The organism is Thermococcus sp. Bubb.Bath (assembly GCF_012027595.1).
Taxonomy (GTDB): domain Archaea; phylum Methanobacteriota_B; class Thermococci; order Thermococcales; family Thermococcaceae; genus Thermococcus.
In genome coordinates this window covers 29,897-51,890 of sequence record NZ_SNUR01000006.1, presented here as the reverse complement: position 1 = coordinate 51,890, position 21,994 = coordinate 29,897, and the positions used below count along the sequence as shown (strand labels likewise).

Here is a 21,994-nt window from a genome sequence, read left to right as displayed (position 1 = left end):
TCAGAATCATCCTTCGACCACGAGGCGGTAGTAGTAGTAAACGCCCGCGGTGGGACTCTTTCTCTTGATTTCGATCACATCACCGGGTTTGGCCTCAAGCTCAACGGCCGCCGGGTCAGAAGCGAGTATCTGCGGAAGCTGAGAGAGCTTGATACGATATTTCTTGAGGAGCTCCTCCCTCTCCTCCTCGCCGAGTATCCTATGTTCCGGCACCAGCTCATGCATGAACACGTTAAATTCTTTCTTCGCCGCCACCGAGAAATGCCCCCTTACAGTTTTTCAGAATGATTGCCACTACCCCCCGGTCTGGGTTCACCTATATAAGCTTTTCGTGGTCGGACTGCGGTGAGGGGTTTATAGAGGTTACGAAAAGTTTAAGAAGGAGTTTTTGAGCGAAAAGATGCCATGGAGGACATCAATGTACATCCAGGTCGTTGCGGCAGGACCCTCCCCTGCGCAAAATTTTTAAACGTAGTTCTCGATACACCCTTCGCGCGGTGGTAGTCTAGCCTGGTCTAGGACACCGGCCTCCCAAGCCGGTAACCCGGGTTCGAATCCCGGCCACCGCACCATAACAAACTTCGCCTACGCGACGTTGAAGCTTCGCTTCAACGCACGGGACGATAGTCCCATTGAGTTTGATCAAGGCTCGTGGTTCCTTTAAAATGGCCTTTCTACGCGGATTTTCATTCTAAAAAGCTCTCCTGATACAGAATTCAACAAGCACTGGCTTTTTTAAAGGAGTTTCTCTCTCCTTGACGCCCTTTGGGCGTCGATTACAAAGCAAACTCGCTCAAACAAACTCACTAAAAGCCAGAATCCACGAAGAAACGGCAAATTTCTAAGGAAAACTCACTCAAAAATCACACAAACAAGAACCACAACCTTTGATAAAACTTTGCATGGCAAAGTTTCTTCGGTTAATATGCGTTAAGGGGCAAAGTTGATACGCCAACAGTTAAAGCAAAACCCGTTTAATCTGCAGTAATAACTCAAAGGGGGATGGGCATGAAGATTCACTACGAGTGCTTTGCCTGTGCTGCAGACCAATGCCAAAGAATAGTTGAGATGGGGACCGATGACCTTGAACTGAGAAAGCGGGGAGTTATCGAGGCGGCGAAGCTGATGGCAAACATCCGTGAGGACTCCGTTCCAGCGATTTTTGGGAGCGAGGTCTTCCTCGGCGTTTACGGGGTTATAGACAATGACGACCCGTTTAAGGGGTACAAGGAGCTCTCCAGCAAGCTCGCGGAGAGAGTGGTGGAAGAACTCGAAAAGGAGGAACTCGACCTCAAAACTGCCCTGAAGCTCGCAATCATTGGAAACGTGATAGACTTTGCGGTTGGCTACTCCCCTGAGAAGATTGAGGAGGACGTTAGGACAATGCTCAAAGAGGAGCTTTACATCGACCATTCTGAGGAGCTCTTCAATGCCCTCAAAAACGCTAAGAGCCTTCTCTACCTCACGGACAACTGTGGGGAGATATACTTTGACAGGCTATTCCTGAAAAAGCTTAAAGAGGTATTTCCGCATTTCAAAGTCTACATAGCTGGCAAGGAAGGACCGATAATAAACGATGCCACAGTTGAAGACCTAAAGAATGCTGGCTTTGAAGAGCTTGGGGAGGTAATCTCAACGGGCACAAGGATTGTAGGAGTCCCGATTAACATAGTCTCAGACGAGTTCAAGGCTGTCTTTGAGGGGGCTGATGTGATAATCGCGAAGGGTCAGGGCAACTTCGAGACGCTGAGCGAAATAAAAGATGGCAGGGTTTTCTACCTCCTCAAGGCGAAGTGCAGGCCGATATCAAGGGAGCTCAACGTTCCCCAGGGCAGTTTGGTGTGCATTCGGGGCTGAGCTGAAAGGTAGCATGAACCTTGTGATTGGGAGATATTCAAGGAGTGAAGGCGTGCATATGCACAAAGTTTATATCTGAAAAAACTTTCAGAGATAGTGGTGATATCATGAGGATCGCGCTCCCGGTTGATGAAAACCTCGGACTTGAAAGTCCCATAAGTGGACACTTTGGAAGGGCCAAGTACTTCACCTTTGTGGACGTAGAAGATAATGAGATAAGGGGAGTTGAAGTCCTCCCAGTTCCCTTTGAGGAGCACAGCTCTGGCGATCTACCGAACTTCATGCAGGAGAACGGGGTGGAGGTTGTTATCGTTTACGGGATGGGAAGGAAGGCGATGGAATACTTCAACCAGTTTGGGATAACGGTCGTAACCGGTGCCTATGGAAAGGTTGGGGACGTTGTCAGGGCCTTCATAGAGCAGGTTCTCAGGGTCGATCCATACTGGAAGGAGAGGATAGAGCGGGAGAAAGAGAAGGAAGGGCACCGTGAGGGTTGATTGCCCCCATTGTTTTGTTTTTGGCAACTTTTGATGTTCTTTTGCTGCCTGTGGCCCTAAACAGGATTTTAGATACGGTGCAAGATTGAATGATGAAAATACTGAAGGGTCTGACAATTTAAAGAACCTTGAGAACCATCTTCAGTGCTATCAGGTAGAGGATAATACCAATTACTTTCTTCACCTGCTCCGAGCTCATCTTGAAGTGCATGAGATGGGTCCCGAGCCAGCCGCCCGCTATCGCAGAGATGGAAACAACCCCGAGGAGCTTCCAGTCGAGAGCGCCCATACCCCAGTAAGTTAAGAAGCCGCTCAGCGACGAGAAGAAGACCACTAGAGCGGTTGTCGCGGCCACTTTCTTCGGCTCGTAACCGAGCATTATGAGGGTCGGACTGATTATACCCCCTCCCCCAACGCCAAGTAGGCCTCCGAGAAATCCGGCCAGACTTCCAATTAGAGAGCCCTCGACAATGTGGTTCCCGTTTCCATCCCTCGACCTCGGCTTGAAGAAGATCATCATTGTGCCAGAGTACAGGAGGAATGCGATGAAGACCCAAAGGACGTATTCTTTGGGTATGAACTTCCCTGAGTAGGCACCGAGGGGAGCAAAAACTGTCGCCATAATCAGTATTGGAAGGCCGAAGCGGTGGTCGAGCTTGCCGTGTTTGATGTTTTTAATCGTTGCCGAGAGCATGGAGAGGGTGTTTATGAAAAGGCCCGTAGGCTTCGCCACCATGAGCGGTATCCCGAGCCACGTCATAGTCGGGACTATGGCTATCGCGCTTCCGACCCCACCGATGGAAAAGACGACGCTCAGAATGAACGCTATAATGCCAATGGTTATGTAGTCCATTAGGCTCACCTCATTTTACTTGTCTCACCGAATGAAATGGTGCTCATTTAAAAAGTTTTTGAAACATTGGCTTATTTCAGTCACAAAACTTTTTTAAGCCTACCTAAAATCTGTGAATGAAAGAAAAAACAGGTGGAGGGAAGTTCATGGAAAAGCTGAGAGAGTTCAACCCAGCAGCCTTTGCCAGCGTCATGGGGACAGGAGCAGTGGCCATAGCGTCATACCGTTATGCAGGATACTTAGGCTGGTTAAGAGAAATTGGAATTGGGCTGACTTACTTAAACTTCATCCTGTACTTCGTCCTGCTCATTCCATGGCTTTTAAGGTGGGTGCTCTACCAGAAGGAATCCTTGGAAGACCTCAGGCACCCTTCCAAGGGGCACTTCTACGGTACAAGCGGAGCTGCCACCATAGTTCTCTCCGCGCAGGCGTTGGTGATACTGAAAAACCAGACCCTTGCATGGTATCTGTGGCTTTGGGGACTTGTTCTGACGTTCATATTCGCGTTCTGGATGTCCTACGAGGTGTTCATAGCGGGTGAGGTTGACCTCAGGCATCTCTCCCCTGCCTGGTACATCCCCCCAGTTGCCCTAGTGATAATTCCCTTTGGAGCGGCCTTCATGAGAATGACGATGGGTTATATCCAGGAATTAACAGTCATAGTTAACTACCTCGGCTGGGGAGCGGGCTTCTTCCTTTACCTTGTGCTCTACGCCGTTGTCACACTGCGCTTCATCAGGCACGAGCTAATGCCTCCCCAGATGGCCCCCCTAATCTGGATGAACCTCGGCCCCATTGGAGCGAGCATAACGGCCCTCTTCGCCCTGATAGAGAATTCTACAATATCAATACCAAAAGAGCCCTTCATGGTGTTCGCTTTTTTTCTCTGGGGGCTCGGCTTCTGGTGGCTGGTAATGGCAACGGCGATGACCCTCCACTACGTTAGGAACTTGAGCCTTCCATACAGTGGCTCGTGGTGGGCCTTTATCTTCCCGCTGGGGGCTTTTGTGAACGCCACAAAAGACCTGGGAGGCACGTTTGAGCTGAAGCTCATGTCCCACTTTGGTTTTCTCCTTCTCTGGCCCCTTCTGGCAATCTGGCTGGCAACTATAATAAAAATGGTGAGCCTTAAGAGGAGCGGGAAGAGCTGATGTATCCGCTCTCTTTTTCCTCTAGTTCTATTATCTTTCTGAGCATGCACCCAAGAACGTCGAGTTCCTTCTTGATCCCCTCAAGCTGGCGCTTTCTGCCCTCATCTGCTTCATCCACGAGCCTCTCAACGATAATCTTCAGCGGCTCTATCTCCCGTTCTAGAGTATCTTTGGGTATCTTAAGGAACTTCTCGAGGAATATTGGAATGGCGGTGAAGTACTTTACCCTGCCCCTCCTCTTGCAGGTGACGAAGTACTCCCTTGTAAGCTTGCTGAGGGCTATTGAAACCGAGGATCTGCTGAGCCCGGTTTCCTCTGCGAGTTCGGATATTGTCATTGGCTTCCCGTGGAAGAGGAGAGCGGCATAAACCCTGGACTCAGTGGAGCCATAGCCCCACCGTGCAAGCATTCTTTCCACGATCTCTATGAACTCCGCTTTGTCACTAGCTTTCCCGGTCATTCTAGTCCCCCGGATTAACCGTAGGACACCCCTTTATAAGATCTTCCCAAAGAAAGAAAACGAAAGGGGTTTGAAAATCGAAGGAATCACTCCTTGGCAGTGGCTATGATGGCACCGCCAATCACGGCAATCCATGCACCGATGGTCCAGAAGCCGCCATCGAAGGGCATCGTTATGAAGGCCAGGATGACGATACTCCATCCGACTGCGGATGGGCTCTTCTTGTAGTAGTAAGCTAGGCCCATCATGATAAGGCTGAGGATTATCTCAACCCAGCCGACTGTTGTGTAGCTCCCGTAGTGCCATCCGTAGAAGGCTTTGTTGGCCAGAACGACTATACCATCTATCAAGATCAAACAGGCACCGCAGAGGGCGGTCCAGAGGCCGGTTTTCGCAGAGGCCATTCTTGGTCACCTCCAGAGGGTTTTCATTCTACACTTCACCTTTAACTATTTAAACTTTTCGGTTATTTCGAATATATTAAAAATATCAAAAATTTCTAACATAAACGAAAACTTTATACGTGATTACCACCAACTCTTACTGGTGGTGAAAATGAGTGCTGGAGAGGGCGTTGAGGCCGAAATTAAGGAGTCTGGAGGGAACCAGCTTGGCACTGCTCTCACCGCGTTCAAGTTAATACTCGGGAACCCCCTGGCGAGGGCCCTGATACGGCCTACTCTGAAGAAGTACAACATAAACGGTAGAGAACTTCCAGCCCTCTACTGGGCCCTCAGTGTCTACGCCGGCGAGAGCCTCAACGAGCCGATGATGATACGCTTTCAGGCGGATGTCCTCAAGGTTCTTCTAAAACTCGGCATAAAGCTCGCCCATGGTGACGAGGAAGCAGTGAAGGAGGCCCTGCTGAGGGATCCGCACATAAGGCGCGGTATCTGGGTCGTTCTGGAGGGAATAGCAAAGTACGGGGTAACTGTTCCACAGAGGCTGGCGGGACCGTTCCTCATAGTCTGGAACTTCACCAATATGTGTAACTTCAGGTGCAAGCACTGCTACCAGAGGGCGGACAGGCCCCTTCCGAGCGAGCTCTCGCTGGAGGAGAAGCTGAACCTCGTTGAACAGCTAGATAAAGCGGGAGTTGCGGCTGTGGCCATTAGTGGTGGCGAGCCAACTATACACCCGGACTTCTACCGCATCGTCAAGGAGCTCGCGAGCAGGGGGATACACACTTCAGTGGCAACAAACGGCTGGACTTTTGCAAACATGGAGAACCTCAAGAAGGCGGTTGACCTCGGCTTGAAGTACGTCGAGGTGAGCGTTGATTCGGCAAAGCCCGAGAAGCACGATGAGTTCCGCGGGATTCCCGGTGCTTGGGAGCACGCCACAAAAGCCCTTGAGAACGCTGTGGAGCTGGGCATCAGCCATGGGATGGCAGTGGTTATGGACAAAGACACCTACGGCGAGATTGACGACATTCTCGACCTGGCCGAGAACATCGGCGTGAAGCGCGTCATCTTCTTCAACCTCGTACCAACGGGAAGGGCAGAGGAGATGGTTAAGGTTGACCTGACCCCAGAGGAGCGCGATGAGTACATGAGGGTACTCTATCACGAAATGAAGAAGAGGAAACTGGAGGTCCTGACGACGGCCCCGCAGTATGCCCCTGTGACCCTCCAAGAGTCGCAGGGTAAGAACGTAACCCCCGCCCACTTCTACATCGGAGAGAACAGCGCCGTGAAGACCCTCGCTGAGTTCATTGGTGGATGTGGTGCCGGTAGAATATACTCTGGAATAGAGCCGGACGGAACCGTTGTCCCCTGCGTCTTCCTGCCCTTGCCGGTTGGGAACGTGAGAACCAGAGACTTCAAGGAAATATGGGAGAACAGCAAAATATTCAACCTACTGAGGGACAGGAACAACTTCACAGGCAACTGCAGGACGTGCCCCTACAGAAACATCTGCGGAGGCTGCCGCGCGAGGGCATACCACTACACCCTCGACCTTCTCGGAGACGACCCCGGATGTGTACTCAATAAGAATGTATGGGAGCAGATTGTGAAGGAAGGGAAGCCTAAAGGCATCAGCGAGGTCAACTGGGTGGACGAGAGCGTCATCATGCGCGGCCCGGCCCTCTATGTGCCCGGCTACTACAATGCCGTCGAGGTGAGGGGAGAGAAGCTTCTCTCTCCTGCCTCAGCAGCTCAGGGAGTTAAGGCCTACCGCCTCTGAATTTTCCTAATTCTTTTTTCTGGAACTACATCTCTTTCATCCACCCAGCAGTCCTTTTATTATCAGCTCCGCTGCTTCTTCTTCAGTTAATCCTTATCGTCATAAGCTTCATGAGCTGGGCCTCATTTATCCTACCTACCGAGGCCTCATGGGTGAGCTCGGCCTTGTCGTTCTTCACCCTCAGGAGCGGGATGGTCTGGACGTCGGCGTTCCCCTTAACTATCTCGTGGCACTCAACGTGTCCCTTCGCGTAGTCCCCAAGGCCGTAGGCCTCGTTCACAACGTTCGCCCCCGCTTAGGCTCTTGTCAACGAAGCGGTGAGCGTAAAGTTCGTAGGGAAGCCCGACTAGATCAAGGGCCTCTCTAATCTCGTTTTTGTCCGCTTTGATCTTTCCACCCAGGGTTATGTATTCACCAACGGTTATCCCGTCGTAGTGTGTCGGTTCCTGCCAGAGGAGCGTGATTCCAGGTTTTGCCCGTTCCGTTACGCCTAGCTTGGTTATATCATTCTCATCGAGCAGGACTTTGCCACCACTGGGCTTTGCAACCCCCTTTATGATGTAAGCGAGAGTCGATTTTTCTGCCCCATTGGAGCTTAGGATGGAGCAGCTCATGCCATCCTTAAAGCGCATGTTAACTCTCTCTATTATTTTCCTGCCGTTCACTCCGTAGGTGATGTTCCTCAAGCACAGCATAGGCATCAAGAGAACCTCATATGAAAGAAATTTAAAATTTTCTGGACAGTTCTGCCCAAAACCCTTGGTTGGAAACCAATACATATGAAAAAGATTTTAAATGAAGGTAATTTAGCATTAGCTGGGGTGAGCGAAATGGCCGATGTTAAGACCCCCGTCATAGGAAAGGACGCCTTGGGGAGGGAGGTTAAGGATTTGAGCGTTATCCCATGGTGGGGCGTTGACAGAAAAGAGGTAGAGTGGTATCCAAAGATAAACTACAGTGTCTGTGCCCGCTGCGGGCTCTGCTTTGTTACCTGCGGGAGAAGGGTCTTTGACTGGGACACTGAGGAGGGGAAGCCCGTCGTTGCGAGGCCCTACAACTGTCTCGTGGGATGTAACACATGCTCAATGGTCTGCCCCTGCAACGCCATTGAGTTCCCGCCGAAGGAGTACGTCAAAAAGCTCGTCGTGGAGCATGGAGTCATAAGAAAAGCCTTCGAAATAACGAAGCCCCTGACGAAGAAGGAAGAGAGCACAAACGGGGCAGAGAGCGTGTTCAACCCATGAGGGTATTCAGGGCGTCTCTAACCTTTTTCCCTGCCTCTACTTTGATTATCCTGACCTTGCCTATTTCCAGTATCGCCTTCCCCTTCGGGCAGTCCATCGGAGTTAGAAGAACGTTCACTCTCATGTTAACCAGAAACAGGGCTACCTTGGAGCCTGCGCCGTAGGGTTCTTTTCTGTATGGGTTTTCAACGATTTCCACGTTTTTTACTTCCCCGTTCCCTAAATCCACCAGCGTGAAAGTCTCCGCCCTAACGAGGCTTTCATGAACCCTATCCTCGAGTCCGCCCTCCAAAGTTGGAACTGCAACCCTAATCACCTTTCTCACCACAGATTGTGCTTTTGTCCTCACATCTCCCGGCCTCAAGCTGGACCGTGACGTGGGCTATTCCGGAGGTTTTTATACATTTATACTTTCCCTCATCAAAATCACAACAAAAAGAGAAGCAGGGAAAGAAGTAGAGCTAAGATGAAGTACGGGATGGAGTAGCGATGGAATTCCCGGATTCTGACTCCAGCTATTCTAATGGCGATGAGATTTGCCAGGGAGCCAACGATGCTACCCGTCCCGCCTACATTGACTCCCAGTGCTAGTGGAAGCCACTTCGGGTTGGCTGAGGACAGAAAGACGGTGGCCGGGACGTTGCTGACGAGCTGGCTTAAACCAGCGGAGGCCAAGAACAGCAAAACCCCAGAAGTCGGGAGGTTTAAGCCCGCCCGCTGCAACATGAGGGCAAGTTCATTGAAATCAACGAATATGAAGGCAAAGATTAGAACGAGCGCCCAGTCGAATTTCAGGAGCGTTTCCCTTCCCAGGGCCAAAAACGCAATGAGAGTGAATAGGAACGCGACCAATGGCTTCCCTACCTCCGCCAGGGATACATCAATAACCAGCGAGATAAGCGAAACGGCGAGGAGATCTTTCTTCAGCACAGTATCAGGAACAGTTTCAATGGAGAGCTTCCTATCCCTGACGGTCATTGTAAAAGCCAGAAGGAGGGCGAGCCAGAGGGTTACATACGGTAATAACGTGCGAATAAACTCGAAGAAGCCTAGGGAATAGTGATGCCAGATTATGACGTTCTGGGGGTTTCCCACTGGCGTAAGAGAGGAGCCCACGTTGGCCGCAATGGCTGAGAGTGTTACCGCTCTTGCCGTGTTCACCCCCGCCATCTCCAACGTGATTGAGACAAGGGGAATGAAGACCAGCATGGCGGTATCGTTCATAATCACAGCGGAGGAAAGTGAGATTGTCAGGATGAACAGAATCACGAGACGCCTTTCGGAGTGATTGGCGGCCCTTATAATGTGGGGACCGAGTTTTGAGAAAATCCCAGAGAGCTCAAGGCCTTTTGATGCCATGATCAGAGAAGTTATCAGGGAGAGGCTCTCCCAGTCAATCAGGTTGGGGGTCCTTTTTAGGAGATTGCTATCGGAGATAACCAGGATGGAGTAGAGAAGCAGGAGAACGGTAAGGAACCACTCACGTCTGATGAAGTTTTTAAGGCGTTTCATTTTACTGTGCCTCCCTGTCAGACCCTGATCCTGATGAGCTTCCGTCTCTTGCAGGAAACGCAGACATGGGGAAAGATTATAAATTTCCCAATTACTGCAGTCCAAGGATCTCTAGATTTTTTACCACTCGTCGTCTTCTTCCAGAAGTTCATACTTGTAGAGGTCCTTTTTAAGCTCTTCAACCGCCCTTGTAATGTCGTTCTCGTCTTTGGCCCCCGAGACCACGACTTTTCCGCTGTTAAAGATGAGTACGGTCATTCTGGAGTTTCTGACCCTGTAAACCACTCCTGGAAATATTTCCGGCTCATACTCCACGTTGGGCAGCGTTAGCGCCACCTCTTCGAGTTCCACCCGTCCGAGGCCGATGTCCCCCGCTGCCACGACGTTCTGAACGGTTATCTCCGGCTCGCCCTTGAACTTCATCCCCATCCCTTCGAGTGTCTGTTTAAGCTCCGCCGTAGCCTGTTTTACCGTTTCGACACTTTTGGCCCCCGTACAGACGAGTTTTCCGGAGTTGAATATCAGGAAAGTAACCCCGAATGAGCCCATCCTGTACGCCGCCCCAGGGAAGACAGATGGATCATAACGGACGGGGTCAAGCTCCCTGGGGACCCGCTCGATATCTATCGGACCATGAAGATCAATGGAGGTCACGACGTTCTCAATTTTAAGGGGCATGTAACCCACCACCGGTAGTTACCGTATCCCACCTTAACTTTAACGGCAGTTCAGGGAGTACTTCATGCTGGTACCAGCTCATTCCCATAAAAGTCCGAACCTCACGTGAACCTCTTCTCAAGCACTTTGGTATGTACCCAGGACCCAGTTAAAAAGAAGGCAACCGCAAATAGGGTCAGCATCACCAGATCGAGCCAGACTGGTAGGTATCCTCCCCCAAGGGAGTGCCTTATCGCGTCCACGTAGTAGGTCAGCGGCGATACGAAGGAGAGGGCCCTTCCGTAGGTCGGTAGCTTATCCAATGGGACGAAGATGCCGCTTATGAAGAGGAGCGAGAACTTGACGAGAGAGGAGAGCATCATGACGTCGGCTGGAACATCCGTGGGGGGATATGAGGACATCAGTATGGTCATTGCCGAGAAGCATGCCAGAGCGAGGAGTGTGGCCCCAAGGAAGAGGGCAAAACCTGGGCGTATTCCAAGGTAGAGCATCGTCGGTATCGAGACTGCCAGGGAAACACCGAACCCAAAGTAGAACGAAGCCTGAAAGTCACCTAGGAGGACCGTGGCGAGCGAGACAGGGGCAGTTATCAGCCTCTCGAAGGTCCTTCCGCGGCACTCCCATGGGATTATCGTCGGTCCAACGGCGGTTGAGGTGAAAAAGACGGTCATTCCCATAAGTCCGGCGAAGAGGGTCTCCCCGCCCAGGTTCCTTCCGATTACAAAGGCCAGGAACAGGAAGAACGGGAAGAGCAATCCCATTATCACGACCGGACCCTTGAGGTAGAATATGAGCATGTCCTTCTTCGCTATCGCAAAGGAACGCCTGAACTGGTCAATTGCGTTCATTTTTACCACCCACCAGCTCGACGAAAACGTCCTCAAGGGAGGGCGTCAGCGTCTTCAGGCTCACTATCCTCAGCCCCTTTTCCTCAGCATAGCGGACGAGCTCCTTTACCGTCGCGTTAGGATCTTCCGTTTGGATTTTTAGCTTGTCTCCTTTCCTCTCGATCCTCGACGCGCTGGAGATCCGAATTTCCTTGGGCATGGGCTCAAGGCTCACCTCGACGAAGAGGTATTTTTTGCTCAATGTTTTGAGCCTCTCAGGCGTGTCTATCGCTATCAGCTTTCCCCGCCTTATTATCGCCACCCTGTTGCAGAGCTCGTTCACATCGGCCATGTTGTGGCTCGTAACAAAGATTGTCTTTCCGTTCTTTCTCTCCTCCCGAATTATATCCTTTATCATACGCGCGCTGATAACGTCGAGCCCGCTCGTTGGCTCGTCAAGGAAGTAGAGCTCCGGGTCGGCTATCATCGCCATCGCGAGAATCAGGCGCTGCCGCATGCCCTTTGAGAAGCCCCTCACCTTGGTATTCCTCTTCTCGTAGAGGTCGAAGAGCTTGAGGAGCTCAATTGAGCGCTTCTCTATCTCCCGCCCTGGCATCCCGTACAGCTCACCCATGAGCCTTAGGTTTTGCATGGCGGTCAAATCCACGTAGGGATTGGCCAGCTCTGGGACTATACCCGTTCTCTCCCTCGCTTTTACCTTCTCGCCCTCGTTGAGCATGTTGTAACCAAGAACTCTCACTTCACCTGAGCTTGGCTTTAGAACGCCCGTGAGCATCCTTATGGTGGTGGTCTTCCCGGCCCCGTTGGGCCCGAGGAAGCCGAAAATCTCGTTCTCCTTGACATCAAAGCTCACGTTGTCAACGGCAAGAAAGGACCCGTAGTATTTGGTCAGATTAACTGCTTCTATTGCCTTCATCGTTACCACAGGGATAAATCTATTTTCACATGTTTAAACCTTTTGCGGGCATTTCCCGGGTACCTACTGTGAGGTTACCGGGGTTCATCCTCGTGTTTTTCTTATTCTCTTTTTAATTTTTCAAAAATTTTTCATGTCAATCCCAATTCAATCGAACCAATGTTTATAAGCCCCTCCGACTCCTCTTGTTCGGTGAGCCTAATGAAGGACGATTATCCAAAATTATTCGAGCCGATAAACATAGGAAAGGTCCAGCTCATGAACAGGGCCATTTTTCCACCCATATCGACGAACTTCGCCCTTGAGAACGGCCGCCTGACCGAGAAGTTCATTAAACACTACGAGAGGAGGGCAAGAGGAGGGGTTGGCCTTATAATCATTGAGAACACGTCGATAGACTTCCCAGAGGGCAAGCACATGCCATTCCAGCCAAGGATCGACTCGAAGGCTGTCCTCAAGGACTGGGAATGGCTTACATTTGAAGTTCACAAACATGAGGGAGTTAAGCTCTCCATAGAGCTCGCCCATGAGGGCTGGAAGAAGGACGGCGTTGACTACCTCTCCCCCGAGAAGATAGAGGAATTGGTTGAAAAATACGCTTACTCCGCCAGGCTGGCGATGGAAACCGGTTTCGACATGGTGGAGATACAGGCTGCCCATGGGCTCCTCGTGAACCAGTTCCTCTCACCGCTGACCAACCACCGTGACGACGAGTGGGGGCAGAGAACGCGCTTTGCAAAGGTCATCAGGAAGAGGATAGCCGAGGAGTGCGGCTGGGACTTCCCGGTAACGATAAGGCTGGCCGTTGATGACTTCCTCGAAGGAGGAATAAACTTAACAATGGGTAGGGAGATAGCGCTGGAGCTGGCGAAAGCCGGCTACGATATGATACAGGCGGACATTGGTCTGGGGCCGAAGGAGAAGCGCCTTGAGCCAATGCACTATCCGCAGGCCTGGCGCGCCTACCTCGCGGAGAAAATCCGCCCGCTTCCGGTTCCAGTTGCAGCTGTCGGAATGATACGGGAGCCGGCCGTTGCGGAGAGGGTTCTTGAGACGCAGGCCGACCTGGTCGTCCTCGGGAGGACGCTCATAGCAGACCCCGACTGGGTGAAGAAGGTCGCTGAGGGGAAGGAGCATCTGATACGGAGATGCATCGGTTGCAGCGAGTGTATCAAAGCTGTCCACGACGAAAAGGGGCCGATAAGGTGCGGTGCGAACCCGAACGTCGGAAACGAGGAGGAGATAACGCCCGCCCCTGAGAAGCGCGTGGTTGCTGTCATAGGCGCCGGACCCGGTGGGCTCGAGGCGGCGAGGGTTGCTGCTCTTAGGGGCCACGAGGTTCACCTGTTCTACGAGACCTTCGGCGGCCAGCTCGTTCTCGCCAAGGTCCCGCCGGGGAAGGACAAGATAGGCTGGCTCATAGAGTACTACCACAACGTCCTGAGCGAGCTCCCGAACGTTCATCTCCACGAGGGGAAGGCGGCGAAGGAGGACATCCTGGCGGTAAAGCCCGATGCGGTCGTTATAGCCACCGGGGCGAAGCCGTTCCTTCCATGCAGCGGGGAGCGCGGGTTGATAACGCCCTTTGACAGAATCCTCACGGGGGAGGTCAAGGTAGAGAACAAGAACGTTCTCATCGGAGGCGGCGGCCTGGTTGGCGTTGAGACGGCCGTCTACCTTTCCCAGTTCAACAACAGGATAAAGATCATCAAGCGCAGCCCAGCCATCCTTCCGAACGTCGAGAGGATCACCCGCGGCTACCTCTTAAGGGAGCTTGAGGAGAAGGGAATCCCAATAATCGTAAACAGACGCTTCGTGAGCGCAGGAGAGGGCTACGCGATAGTGGAGAACACCGAGACTGGAGAGAAGGAGATGATAGAGTGTGACGTCATAGTGGGAGCCTTCGGCATGCGCCCCTACGTTCCCTTCGTCATAGACGGAATCGACTACCACATAATAGGTGATGCAAAATCCGTCAGGAACATCGCCAGCGCTGTTCACGAGGGCTATGAGGTTGGGAAGAGGCTCTGAAGCCTTCCCTTTTCCCGCCCTTTTTCAGTTCTTCGTCGGTTCTTCGTTGTTATGGAGAACTTGATTAAGTTCCGCTCCAATTTTGATGCAGTAACCGAAATGCTCGAGATGGGCTGCGATAAAAAAACGATGGGAGAGGTCACTCCAGAGGTACGTGAGAAGGCAAAGGCTGAGGCTTAGTCAAAGGAAACCGTCTTGAGTGGGACCCTCCCGGCATCCTTATTCCTTTTTGCCCCGTAGTAGATGTTGAGGACTCCCCTTATGGCCCGTCTGAAGATGAAGCCGTGCCTCTCTATGATATCCCTGAGGAGAACCTTCGGGCGGAGGTAGAAGGAGAGGTAAGCCTTCCTTAGGAGTTTGGCTATCTGCTCCGGCGTGAAGTACTTCAGCTTCATCACCGGGTCAATCGTGGTGTACTTCCTCCAGTTCCTCGTCAGGAGGAGGTTGTTCTGGATGGCGTACTGCCAGAGCCTTGTCCCAGGGTATGGTGTTGCCACCGTGAACTGGGCGAAGTCAACCCCAACTTTCTTGGCGAACTTTATCGTCCGCTCTATCTCCTCCCTCGTTTCCTCCGGGAAGCCTATTATGAAGGAACCCAGTGCATGAAGTCCCATTTTCTTGGCCAGTTTGACGGCATCGAGCGACTGCTGGGGAGTTATGCCCTTTCCTATGAAGTCCAGGGTTCTCTGCGAGCCCGATTCGATTCCGAAGTAGACGGTGTGGCATCCGCCTTCCTTCATGGCCTTCGCGACCTTCTCGTTGAAGGTGTTGACCCTCGATGAGGCCGTCCATGTTATATCCAGCCCCTCCCGCTTTATCGCCTCCGCTATCTTAACAGCCCTGACCTTGTTGAGCGTGAAGGTATCATCGAGGAACTCTATCTCCCTTCTCCCGTACTCGTTGCGCAGTATCGACAGTTCCTCGATGACGCGCTCAACGCTGTGCCCGCGCCACCTCTTGCCGAACTGAAGGGAGGAAGAGCAGAAAGCACAGTTGAACGGGCATCCCCTGCTCGTCATTATCGTTCCAAAGGGGGTTCCGTCGGCCCGGTATCTGTCCATCGGAAGCAGGTCGTAGGTGGGAATTGGAATTTCATCAACGTTCTGTATGAGGGGCCTTGGGGGCTCGTTCCTTATCTTGCCCGCTTCCTTATCCTGGTAGGAGAGGCCGAGTATTCCCTTGAGTGGCCTCCCCTTGTCGAGGGCATCAACGAGCTCTTTAAAGGTTAGCTCCCCCTCTCCCCTAACCACCGCGTCAATGCACGGGCACTCCCTCATGGTGAGCTCCGGGGTGAAGGTGACATGGGGTCCGCCCATGACGACGAAGACGTTTTCGTTGAGGTTCTTCGCTATTTTTGCGACTGCGTAGGCATCGTACATTGCAGAGGTTGTCGCGGTTATGCCCACGACATCGGGGTCGTACTTCTTCAGTATCCTCATGACGTCCTCGAAGGTAAGCTCCTCGGCTATGCCATCGATAATCCTGACGTCATGGTCTCCGCGAACCATCGATGCCAGGTAAGCGAGTCCCAGGGGTGGGCCGGTCGTTCCAACAACTTTCTTTATCGCGCTGTCGGTTGGGGGGAGGATGAGGAGAATCTGCATTTCTATCACCTAGCATTTAGATTTCGCAGAAGACGTAAAAAAGTTAAGGGTGTAAATGGAGAAGCTCATGCTGCTGTGGGCACCTCCTTTTCCTCAACCTTGCACTTCCAGAAGTGAGCTATCCCCCTCCATGCCTTCACGTAGCCGACGAGAAAGGGTAGCTGGATGATTGGAGTAACTGCAGGGCCGATGGCCATTAGTCCGGTTCCGGCTGCGAGCGCTATTGCCATTGCCGTCCCCTCGTTTTTTCCAACGGAGGTAAAGGTCATTGCCATATGGTCCTTGTAGGGTATCCCTATTGCCCTATCCGTCAGGGTCATGAAGAGGAGGGCGATGAGGTAGTAGAGGGTCAGTGGGACAAGGGCGAGGGCAACTATGCTCGGTTTGCTGGCTATCATCTTGGCCTTCTCCATGAAGATGAGAAAGACTATCGTGTACATGCCGAGAAGCGAGATGGCCGGAAAGGCCGGCTTTATCCTCAGGAAGCCCTCCGGGCCGAGCTTGTTGAGGAGGTACCATCTCGTTAGAACTCCGAGTATCATTGGGGTTATGACGACTATGAGAATGGTCTTGACAAGGAGCCAGACTGAGATGCTGACGTGGTAGCTGGAAGCGAAGACTTTAAGCCATCCGGGGACGGTGACTATTGCCAGCGTGAAGCTAAGGGCAACGACTATGGTTGCCAGTTCAAGGTTGCCCTTGGTGAAGCCGGTGTATGCTATGCTCATCGAGGAGCACGGAACAACAGTGGCCAGGAGGAGACCGAGAGCGAGCATGTGGTTTACTGGGCGGAACAACTCTGTGAGCCATATCGCGCCGTACATAATGAGGGGTGAGATAACCAGTCCCATCGCCAGCGCTATGGCCAGCTGCTTTCCAAGTTTCGCACTGTTCTTGAGCTCGCCGAGGCGCAGATTAATCATCATCGGGTAAATCATACTGATGACGACGAGCATATTAAGGGTCTTAAGCGTCTCGTGGTATGGCTTGAGGTTGACGTTCTTTCCAACGTAGAAGCCCGCTATCATGGCAAGGATAACATAAACCGGGAGGTATTTGTCAAGGTGGTTCTTCAGCTTTAGCCAGTTCATTCCTCTTCACCTCCGCACCTGCACTTTGGCTTGAGGAGCAGAACGGGCCGGAAGGTCTTCTTTACGACGCGCATGGCCGTTGAACCGAGGAGCTCCTTGGAGAAGCCGAGCTTCCCATGGGTGGGTAAGAGTATGAGCGAGACATCCTCTTCCTCTGCCACTTTGGCTATCTCCTCCCAGGGGATTCCGGACCTCACAACGGGCTTGACGTTTTCGGTCTTGAAGACCCTCTTGACGTCCTCCACTTTGGCCTGGAGCTTTTCCATGACCTTCTCCTTTAGCTTCTCCTCGACGTCCTTTAGCTCAACCTCTTCACTATCGTAGAGAAGGGAGTAGCCGTTCATGAGGTCTTCGATGGTCCCCTCGTCTACGACGTGGAGCAGGACGACCTCACCGACCCTGGCCTCGTTCGTCTTCTCAAAGCGTTTGGCGGCCTTGTAGGCGCCTTCGCTGAAATCCGTTGGAAACAGTACTTTCCGGAACATGGACATCACCTCATGTGGCGATTTTTTCATCCTAATTTAATTTCATTTCTAGGGCAGCCTAATCGTTTAAAAGCATTACTGGACAAAAACGGGTAGAACCTACTGAGAATACCACATGGATATGGGTCACAGAGAATGGGATATCTCTAAGTTGCCCTCTTCTCCCCTTCCGGAAACTTCCAGTTCTTCGTTATCTTTGTTACGTTCCTCACAAGTGTTCTCTCGTCAGGATGCCTCGACATGAGCTCCTCTAGGAACGAGATCAGCTCATCGTAAGCTGGTTTGTCTATCGGGAACGGAACTCTGTCCTTTCCTCCGATGGCGTAGGTGAACTTAAAGGGGTCCGGCGGGTGAGTAACCGGGTCTTTCCAGCTTGGGTGGACGTCGTAAACCAACTCAAGAACCAGTGAGAGTGCTCTGAACGTGCTCGGCCCGAGGCCCTTCAAAAGCAGAAACTCTTCGTAGTTGCTAACGCTCAGCTCCCTGGCGAACTCAAGGGCCCTCTTGTTGAGCTCTAACCGTCCAAGGCTCTTGTAGCGCTTTATGACGTCTTTCTCCCACGGCTCCCGCGGTTTGTAGTAAACGAGCGGACGGTAGCCCTTTACGATGGCTTTTAGACTTTCAAGGTCCCTCTTGATTTTCACCGGGCTCTCTTGGACAACGTCAAGAAGCGTCTTCTGGTACCCCTTGGCTTCCTTTGAGACGGTATTGAGCGCGAACTCCCTCTGCAAGCCCGCGATTGCTTTGTGGGGATCGAGGGTGAAAGTCTCGGCATCGAACCAGTGAAAGCGCCTTGCGAGCCTTTCCCGCTCATTCATTCCTTGCTGGATGACCGCCTAGTTCCCCTCCTCGTCCAAGAAAAAGACGTGGTGGTAGAGCTGGTAGCCCGTCTGAAGCGCTACCGTGTCAACTTTCGCAACTAAACGGGAAGTCCTTACGTACGGCTCCGGGTTGAGGTCGTGGAGCTCTGATATAGTCTTCAGCTCCTCAGGGGTTGCGCGACTCTTCTTTCCCTTTCCGCCGGCTGCTTTAACGCCGAGCTCTTCCTTCCAGAGGGCCTCCTTTATCATTCCTGCAGTTACCGTTGTCGAGCCCGATGAGTCCCAGTCCATGCCTATGACGTTGTTAAATGCTTGAAACCACACAGGATCAGAGAGCCTCTCGAGGAGACCCTTTGTGCCGTACTCGTCCACCGCGAGAAGGAGGACTAAGCGCGTTAATTTCCTCATCCTTCGGGCGAGCCACGGTGGAACGTGACCGCCGTGGAGGGGCAGGTCAGCGACGTTCCTCATCGTTTCTGCTCTATACTCCCGGTGTTTTAACCTTTGCTGGGATGGACGGAAATGTTCTTCAATGGCATTTAATTTCACCATGTCCTCAATGGAAAGCCTTTTATCCCCTCGTTTCGATTCCCGTCTGCAGGTTTAAGATTACGGAGGGTCAAGAATGGGAGTTGAAAAGGTTCCGAAGTACGACATACCCACGAAGAAGGTTGATTACGTTTTTATCGAGCTTGACAAGATGAAGCCCCACGAGCAGCTCGTTCAGAAGGAGCTTGAAGCGTTCATCGAGAGCGTCACCGGCTCCGGAATCTTCTGGAAGCCCATGCTCCTCGCGAAGGTTCCCGGCGAGGATACCTACCTCATCGTCGACGGTCACCACCGCTGGGCCGGTCTCCAGAAGCTCGGAGCCAAGAAGGCCCCGTCAGTCATTCTCGACTACTTCAGCGACGATGTGAAAGTCTACACCTGGTACCCGGCCTTCAAGGGCGACCTCAACGAGGTGGTTGAGAGGCTTAATGTGGAGGGTCTTGATGTCATCGAGGACCCAGAAGCGGAGGAGAAAGCAGAGAGGGGCGAGATAGCCTTCGCCCTAGTTGGAGAGAAGAGCTTCGCCGTTCCCGGCGGTCTTGACGAGCAGAAGAAGGTCAGCAAAGTCCTCGACGAGATGAGCGTCGAGGGCAAGATTGAGCTCATCTACTACGGCCTCAAGGAAGATGCGAGGGAGGACATGAACAGGGGCGAGATAGACTACGTCTTCATCAGAAAGTCCCCGAGCAAGGAAGAGGTTATGGAGCTCGTCAAGCGCGGTGAGGTCTATTCACCCAAGACCACAAGGCACGTCCTTCCGTTCAACCCGGACAAGATAGATGTAAAGCTTGAAGAGCTGTTCTGAAGGTTTTTAAGTTCATTCCCATTTTCTTCCATGCCTGATGGCGATGGATCAACCGGCTGAGCCGTGATGATCAGTCCAGGAATCCGAGGGCTGCATATGCACCTACACAACCACTTACAAAAAAGGGATTTATATCCCACTTTCGCATTAAAGATCGATGGCTATGAACGCTGTGAAGGTGCTACTGTCTCTGGTCACTGGTGCGATCGTTGGGGCGATTCAGGATTATCCCCGCCTACCAGCTAGAGACAACTTCCAGATAGTGAGCTCCCCGGGGAAGGTAAGAGAGGAGGATGCTTTTCTGGTGGGAAGGCCCGGCGTGAGAGTGCCTCCAGCGTGGAGTCCCCTTTTTGTGAGCTCAGCCCCGGGCTTCATCGACCCCGGGGAGTTCCCTCGAATACTTGAGGAGATAGTGAAAAGCCTGAGGGAGAACCCGAAGCGGGCCGTAGTTATAACCTGCCCGGAATACTTGGCCCTCTACAACGGGTTTAGGGCCCTGCTGAAGTTCCTCCATACGGTCAGAGACTACGCCATGCTCAACGGCGGCAGGGTGTACCTAGTAACTGACAAGGACGTATGGAACGAGAAGGAGTACGCAATGCTTACGGGGCTTGAGGTTTAGCTGTTCTAATCCATCTGTCGAGGGTTGAGGGGTTCCTGCGGATCCCCTTGAGCGTGGAAACGTAGAGCCTTCTTCCGTCAACAGAGCGCTTAATCTTTAGTTCTCCCATCTCCTCCAAAAAGCGCAGGGCGTCCTTAACGTCCTCCTCTTTGACTCCTTGGCTCTTAACTTCCTCCCAGAAGCGCGGTGCATCCGGGAGCGAGGCGGCACTCCGAACGAGCTTCCACGCCCAGAAAAGTCTCTCTTTTCTTCTCGACGCCTTGTATTTCTTTGCTATTTCCCTCATCTCCTGCCCCGGATACTGTATGTTGAAAAGTATAAACCATTTTCGAAGTCAGGGAAACACACCAAAAGATGAAGGTTTTTAAACTCTAATGAGTACATGGTGTTAGGGATAACCATGAAGCGCTCCCTCTTAATAATCCTCTCAATTTTCCTTCTGTTTACAGTTCTGGCCCTCCCGGTGAGCTCGTCCGATGGTGGGGGAAGGAAGGTATACGTGGCCAAGTTCGAGGGGGTGATAACGAGCTACTCCGTTGACCAGTTCTCCAGGTACATCTCCCTCGCCGAGGAGAACAACGCTGAAGCCCTCATCATTGAGATTGATACTCCCGGAGGCCAGGGGGACGCGATGCAGGAAATAATCCAGAGGATTCAGGAGTCAAAAGTTCCGGTGATAATCTACGTCTACCCAAGGGGCGCCATCGCGGCATCGGCCGGGACGTACATAGCACTGGGATCCCACCTCATAGCGATGGCCCCGGCAACTAGCATAGGCGCCTGCGAGCCGATACTCGGCTACGCGTCGAACGGGAGCATAATAAAGGCGCCCCAGAAGATCAGGAACTTCTACATCGCCTACATCAGGAGCCTCGCGGAGGCCAGCGGAAGGAACGAAACTGCGGCGGAGCTCTTCATAACGGAGGACCTGAGCTTAACCCCAGAGGAAGCTCTCAAAGACCATGTAATCGAGATAACCGCCAGCAACGTCGACGAACTCCTTCAAAAGGCCAACGGGATGAGAACCAAGATTCCCGTGGCCGGGAAGGGCTACGTAACCCTCAACTTCACGGACACCAGAATAATCACTGTGGGCCCCTCTCTCAAGGACGATGTCATCAGGTACATCTCAGATCCAACGGTGGCCTACGTTCTTCTCAACATAGGTATCCTTGGCCTAATATTTGGCTTTATAACGCCCGGCTGGCACGTTCCTGAGACAGTTGGAGCCATTCTCCTGGTTCTGGGCATTATAGGGCTGGGCTACTTTGGATACAACAGCGCTGGTCTTGTGCTGATATTCCTCGCGGTGATCTTCTTCATAGCTGAGGCACTAACACCGACGTTTGGCCTGTTCACCGTTGCGGGGGTGATTACCATGATACTTGGGGGTATCCTGCTCTTCGGAAGCAGCAATGAGTATCTCATCAAAGAATCTACTTTCTCAAACCTGCGCCTGGTCATAATCCTAATCGCAGTCCTCCTTGGCCTGTTCTTTGCCTTCGGCGTTGCGACGATAGTTAGGGACAGACGCAAGAAAGTCCAGACCGGAAAGGAGGAGATGATAGGTGAGGTTGGAAAGGTTGTTCAGGAGCTGAACCCTGAGGGAATGGTTAAGGTACACGGGGAGCTGTGGAAGGCGGAGAGCAGGAACGGGGAGCCCATAAAACCCGGGGAGAGGATTAAGGTCGTTGGAATGAGGGGGCTCACTCTCATAGTCGAAAGAGAGGGGGAGAATAACAATGAACCCTCCTTCGGGGAACCTGAAAGAAAGGAGGTGTGA

At 52.3% G+C, this 21,994-nt stretch carries 24 protein-coding genes, 1 tRNA gene and 2 pseudogenes; 11 read left to right on the top strand and 16 right to left on the bottom strand.

Annotated features, from left to right (window positions below; translation table 11 throughout):
* Nucleotides 1-6 precede the first annotated feature (6 nt).
* Nucleotides 7-255 carry a DNA-directed RNA polymerase subunit H gene (locus E3E29_RS10630; protein WP_167910962.1) on the bottom strand — a complete coding sequence of 83 codons (249 nt, stop codon included), beginning with the start codon at nt 253-255 and terminating at the stop codon, nt 7-9.
* A 239-nt stretch (nt 256-494) separates the two neighbouring features.
* Between E3E29_RS10630 and E3E29_RS10625 the strand changes: the two genes are divergently transcribed.
* The 3 genes from E3E29_RS10625 (at nt 495) to E3E29_RS10615 (ending at nt 2,354) form a co-directional block, all read left to right on the top strand.
* A tRNA-Gly gene (locus E3E29_RS10625) sits at nt 495-572 on the top strand.
* Nucleotides 573-1,008: 436 nt separating this feature from the next.
* Nucleotides 1,009-1,857 carry a damage-control phosphatase gene (locus tag E3E29_RS10620; protein WP_167911009.1) on the top strand — a complete coding sequence of 283 codons (849 nt, stop codon included), beginning with the start codon at nt 1,009-1,011 and terminating at the stop codon, nt 1,855-1,857.
* A 107-nt stretch (nt 1,858-1,964) separates the two neighbouring features.
* Nucleotides 1,965-2,354, top strand: coding sequence for a NifB/NifX family molybdenum-iron cluster-binding protein (locus tag E3E29_RS10615; RefSeq protein ID WP_167910961.1), 390 nt, complete (start codon nt 1,965-1,967; stop codon nt 2,352-2,354).
* A gap of 118 nt (nt 2,355-2,472) precedes the next feature.
* Here E3E29_RS10615 and E3E29_RS10610 read toward each other — a convergent pair whose 3' ends face one another.
* Nucleotides 2,473-3,207: a sulfite exporter TauE/SafE family protein gene (locus tag E3E29_RS10610; RefSeq protein ID WP_167910960.1), complete on the bottom strand. Its 735-nt coding sequence runs from the start codon at nt 3,205-3,207 to the stop codon at nt 2,473-2,475.
* 116 nt (nt 3,208-3,323) lie between these two features.
* On the opposite strand from E3E29_RS10610, the gene tdt reads away from it, so the two are divergent.
* On the top strand, nt 3,324-4,358 hold the full coding sequence (gene tdt / locus E3E29_RS10605) for a tellurite-resistance/dicarboxylate transporter (RefSeq protein ID WP_240922858.1): 1,035 nt from the start codon (nt 3,324-3,326) through the stop codon (nt 4,356-4,358).
* Here the strand turns inward: tdt and E3E29_RS10600 are convergent.
* Both E3E29_RS10600 and E3E29_RS10595 read right to left on the bottom strand, forming a co-directional pair.
* A complete protein-coding gene (locus tag E3E29_RS10600; protein ID WP_167910959.1) occupies nt 4,336-4,818 on the bottom strand; it encodes a GbsR/MarR family transcriptional regulator in 483 nt (160 codons plus the stop codon). The two genes, tdt and E3E29_RS10600, sit on opposite strands and share 23 nt — an antisense overlap.
* A gap of 86 nt (nt 4,819-4,904) precedes the next feature.
* Nucleotides 4,905-5,222: a hypothetical protein gene (locus tag E3E29_RS10595; RefSeq protein WP_167910958.1), complete on the bottom strand. Its 318-nt coding sequence runs from the start codon at nt 5,220-5,222 to the stop codon at nt 4,905-4,907.
* 151 nt (nt 5,223-5,373) lie between these two features.
* Here E3E29_RS10595 and E3E29_RS10590 point away from each other — a divergent pair, with 151 nt between their 5' ends.
* The gene (locus E3E29_RS10590) at nt 5,374-7,005 is read left to right on the top strand and encodes a radical SAM/SPASM domain-containing protein (protein WP_167911007.1); all 1,632 of its coding nucleotides are present in this window, start codon (nt 5,374-5,376) and stop codon (nt 7,003-7,005) included.
* Nucleotides 7,006-7,041: 36 nt separating this feature from the next.
* Here the strand turns inward: E3E29_RS10590 and E3E29_RS12075 are convergent.
* Together E3E29_RS12075 and E3E29_RS10580 are read right to left on the bottom strand one after the other, a co-directional pair.
* A pseudogene (locus tag E3E29_RS12075) lies at nt 7,042-7,300 on the bottom strand (SufD family Fe-S cluster assembly protein); the annotation flags it as partial.
* Nucleotides 7,239-7,619, bottom strand: a complete 381-nt coding sequence (locus E3E29_RS10580) for an ATP-binding cassette domain-containing protein (protein WP_394352992.1) — start codon at nt 7,617-7,619, stop codon at nt 7,239-7,241. The pseudogene E3E29_RS12075 and the gene E3E29_RS10580, both read right to left, overlap by 62 nt.
* 216 nt (nt 7,620-7,835) lie before the next feature.
* On the opposite strand from E3E29_RS10580, the gene E3E29_RS10575 reads away from it, so the two are divergent.
* Nucleotides 7,836-8,249: a ferredoxin family protein gene (locus E3E29_RS10575; RefSeq protein ID WP_167911006.1), complete on the top strand. Its 414-nt coding sequence runs from the start codon at nt 7,836-7,838 to the stop codon at nt 8,247-8,249.
* Here E3E29_RS10575 and E3E29_RS10570 read toward each other — a convergent pair.
* The 5 genes from E3E29_RS10570 to E3E29_RS10550 all read right to left on the bottom strand — a co-directional run bounded on the left by E3E29_RS10570 (nt 8,239) and on the right by E3E29_RS10550 (nt 12,203).
* Nucleotides 8,239-8,565, bottom strand: coding sequence for a NifB/NifX family molybdenum-iron cluster-binding protein (locus E3E29_RS10570; protein ID WP_167910956.1), 327 nt, complete (start codon nt 8,563-8,565; stop codon nt 8,239-8,241). The two genes, E3E29_RS10575 and E3E29_RS10570, sit on opposite strands and share 11 nt — an antisense overlap.
* Nucleotides 8,566-8,675: 110 nt before the next feature.
* The gene (locus tag E3E29_RS10565) at nt 8,676-9,761 is read right to left on the bottom strand and encodes an SLC13 family permease (RefSeq protein ID WP_167910955.1); all 1,086 of its coding nucleotides are present in this window, start codon (nt 9,759-9,761) and stop codon (nt 8,676-8,678) included.
* A 120-nt stretch (nt 9,762-9,881) separates the two neighbouring features.
* On the bottom strand, nt 9,882-10,439 hold the full coding sequence (locus tag E3E29_RS10560; protein ID WP_167910954.1) for a TATA-box-binding protein: 558 nt from the start codon (nt 10,437-10,439) through the stop codon (nt 9,882-9,884).
* A gap of 101 nt (nt 10,440-10,540) precedes the next feature.
* Nucleotides 10,541-11,287, bottom strand: a complete 747-nt coding sequence (locus E3E29_RS10555; protein WP_167910953.1) for an ABC transporter permease — start codon at nt 11,285-11,287, stop codon at nt 10,541-10,543.
* Nucleotides 11,274-12,203 (bottom strand): ATP-binding cassette domain-containing protein, encoded by a 930-nt coding sequence (locus E3E29_RS10550; RefSeq protein ID WP_167911005.1) that lies wholly within the window; start codon nt 12,201-12,203, stop codon nt 11,274-11,276. The genes E3E29_RS10555 and E3E29_RS10550 overlap by 14 nt, the downstream gene beginning before the upstream one ends.
* Nucleotides 12,204-12,404: 201 nt before the next feature.
* Here E3E29_RS10550 and E3E29_RS10545 point away from each other — a divergent pair, with 201 nt between their 5' ends.
* Together E3E29_RS10545 and E3E29_RS11985 are read left to right on the top strand one after the other, a co-directional pair.
* The gene (locus tag E3E29_RS10545; protein ID WP_167911004.1) at nt 12,405-14,234 is read left to right on the top strand and encodes an FAD-dependent oxidoreductase; all 1,830 of its coding nucleotides are present in this window, start codon (nt 12,405-12,407) and stop codon (nt 14,232-14,234) included.
* Nucleotides 14,235-14,285: 51 nt separating this feature from the next.
* Nucleotides 14,286-14,414, top strand: a complete 129-nt coding sequence (locus E3E29_RS11985; protein WP_277346704.1) for a hypothetical protein — start codon at nt 14,286-14,288, stop codon at nt 14,412-14,414.
* Here the strand turns inward: E3E29_RS11985 and E3E29_RS10540 are convergent.
* The 4 genes and pseudogenes from E3E29_RS10540 to E3E29_RS10525 all read right to left on the bottom strand — a co-directional run bounded on the left by E3E29_RS10540 (nt 14,411) and on the right by E3E29_RS10525 (nt 18,706).
* A complete protein-coding gene (locus E3E29_RS10540; protein ID WP_167911003.1) occupies nt 14,411-15,838 on the bottom strand; it encodes a B12-binding domain-containing radical SAM protein in 1,428 nt (475 codons plus the stop codon). The two genes, E3E29_RS11985 and E3E29_RS10540, sit on opposite strands and share 4 nt — an antisense overlap.
* A gap of 65 nt (nt 15,839-15,903) precedes the next feature.
* The gene (locus E3E29_RS10535) at nt 15,904-16,929 is read right to left on the bottom strand and encodes an arsenic resistance protein (protein WP_167910952.1); all 1,026 of its coding nucleotides are present in this window, start codon (nt 16,927-16,929) and stop codon (nt 15,904-15,906) included.
* Nucleotides 16,926-17,414 carry a universal stress protein gene (locus E3E29_RS10530; protein WP_167910951.1) on the bottom strand — a complete coding sequence of 163 codons (489 nt, stop codon included), beginning with the start codon at nt 17,412-17,414 and terminating at the stop codon, nt 16,926-16,928. Before E3E29_RS10530 ends, E3E29_RS10535 begins: the two co-directional genes overlap by 4 nt.
* 146 nt (nt 17,415-17,560) lie before the next feature.
* A pseudogene (locus E3E29_RS10525) lies at nt 17,561-18,706 on the bottom strand (DUF763 domain-containing protein).
* 154 nt (nt 18,707-18,860) lie between these two features.
* Between E3E29_RS10525 and serK the strand changes: the two are divergent.
* Nucleotides 18,861-19,589 carry an L-serine kinase SerK gene (gene serK / locus E3E29_RS10520; RefSeq protein WP_167910950.1) on the top strand — a complete coding sequence of 243 codons (729 nt, stop codon included), beginning with the start codon at nt 18,861-18,863 and terminating at the stop codon, nt 19,587-19,589.
* 157 nt (nt 19,590-19,746) lie between these two features.
* Complete coding sequence (locus E3E29_RS10515) at nt 19,747-20,211, top strand: DUF835 domain-containing protein (protein WP_167910949.1); 465 nt, start codon at nt 19,747-19,749, stop codon at nt 20,209-20,211.
* Here E3E29_RS10515 and E3E29_RS10510 read toward each other — a convergent pair.
* Nucleotides 20,192-20,497: a hypothetical protein gene (locus E3E29_RS10510; protein WP_167769485.1), complete on the bottom strand. Its 306-nt coding sequence runs from the start codon at nt 20,495-20,497 to the stop codon at nt 20,192-20,194. The genes E3E29_RS10515 and E3E29_RS10510 overlap by 20 nt on opposite strands.
* Nucleotides 20,498-20,593: 96 nt before the next feature.
* Here E3E29_RS10510 and E3E29_RS10505 point away from each other — a divergent pair, with 96 nt between their 5' ends.
* Nucleotides 20,594-21,994 (top strand): nodulation protein NfeD, encoded by a 1,401-nt coding sequence (locus tag E3E29_RS10505; protein WP_240922857.1) that lies wholly within the window; start codon nt 20,594-20,596, stop codon nt 21,992-21,994.

What these genes read in the sequence shown, in the direction of transcription:
- E3E29_RS10620 (WP_167911009.1), top strand. Translation starts at nt 1,009, where the DNA reads ATGAAGATTCACTACGAGTGCTTTGCCTGTGCTGCAGACCAATGCCAA.
- E3E29_RS10615 (WP_167910961.1), top strand. Translation starts at nt 1,965, where the DNA reads ATGAGGATCGCGCTCCCGGTTGATGAAAACCTCGGACTTGAAAGTCCC.
- E3E29_RS10610 (WP_167910960.1), bottom strand. Translation starts at nt 3,207, where the DNA reads ATGGACTACATAACCATTGGCATTATAGCGTTCATTCTGAGCGTCGTC.
- tdt (WP_240922858.1), top strand. Translation starts at nt 3,324, where the DNA reads ATGAAAGAAAAAACAGGTGGAGGGAAGTTCATGGAAAAGCTGAGAGAG.
- E3E29_RS10600 (WP_167910959.1), bottom strand. Translation starts at nt 4,818, where the DNA reads ATGACCGGGAAAGCTAGTGACAAAGCGGAGTTCATAGAGATCGTGGAA.
- E3E29_RS10595 (WP_167910958.1), bottom strand. Translation starts at nt 5,222, where the DNA reads ATGGCCTCTGCGAAAACCGGCCTCTGGACCGCCCTCTGCGGTGCCTGT.
- E3E29_RS10590 (WP_167911007.1), top strand. Translation starts at nt 5,374, where the DNA reads ATGAGTGCTGGAGAGGGCGTTGAGGCCGAAATTAAGGAGTCTGGAGGG.
- E3E29_RS10580 (WP_394352992.1), bottom strand. Translation starts at nt 7,619, where the DNA reads ATGAGCTGCTCCATCCTAAGCTCCAATGGGGCAGAAAAATCGACTCTC.
- E3E29_RS10575 (WP_167911006.1), top strand. Translation starts at nt 7,836, where the DNA reads ATGGCCGATGTTAAGACCCCCGTCATAGGAAAGGACGCCTTGGGGAGG.
- E3E29_RS10565 (WP_167910955.1), bottom strand. Translation starts at nt 9,761, where the DNA reads ATGAAACGCCTTAAAAACTTCATCAGACGTGAGTGGTTCCTTACCGTT.
- E3E29_RS10560 (WP_167910954.1), bottom strand. Translation starts at nt 10,439, where the DNA reads ATGCCCCTTAAAATTGAGAACGTCGTGACCTCCATTGATCTTCATGGT.
- E3E29_RS10555 (WP_167910953.1), bottom strand. Translation starts at nt 11,287, where the DNA reads ATGAACGCAATTGACCAGTTCAGGCGTTCCTTTGCGATAGCGAAGAAG.
- E3E29_RS10550 (WP_167911005.1), bottom strand. Translation starts at nt 12,203, where the DNA reads ATGAAGGCAATAGAAGCAGTTAATCTGACCAAATACTACGGGTCCTTT.
- E3E29_RS10545 (WP_167911004.1), top strand. Translation starts at nt 12,405, where the DNA reads ATGAAGGACGATTATCCAAAATTATTCGAGCCGATAAACATAGGAAAG.
- E3E29_RS11985 (WP_277346704.1), top strand. Translation starts at nt 14,286, where the DNA reads ATGGAGAACTTGATTAAGTTCCGCTCCAATTTTGATGCAGTAACCGAA.
- E3E29_RS10540 (WP_167911003.1), bottom strand. Translation starts at nt 15,838, where the DNA reads ATGCAGATTCTCCTCATCCTCCCCCCAACCGACAGCGCGATAAAGAAA.
- E3E29_RS10535 (WP_167910952.1), bottom strand. Translation starts at nt 16,929, where the DNA reads ATGAACTGGCTAAAGCTGAAGAACCACCTTGACAAATACCTCCCGGTT.
- E3E29_RS10530 (WP_167910951.1), bottom strand. Translation starts at nt 17,414, where the DNA reads ATGTTCCGGAAAGTACTGTTTCCAACGGATTTCAGCGAAGGCGCCTAC.
- serK (WP_167910950.1), top strand. Translation starts at nt 18,861, where the DNA reads ATGGGAGTTGAAAAGGTTCCGAAGTACGACATACCCACGAAGAAGGTT.
- E3E29_RS10515 (WP_167910949.1), top strand. Translation starts at nt 19,747, where the DNA reads ATGGCTATGAACGCTGTGAAGGTGCTACTGTCTCTGGTCACTGGTGCG.
- E3E29_RS10510 (WP_167769485.1), bottom strand. Translation starts at nt 20,497, where the DNA reads ATGAGGGAAATAGCAAAGAAATACAAGGCGTCGAGAAGAAAAGAGAGA.
- E3E29_RS10505 (WP_240922857.1), top strand. Translation starts at nt 20,594, where the DNA reads ATGGTGTTAGGGATAACCATGAAGCGCTCCCTCTTAATAATCCTCTCA.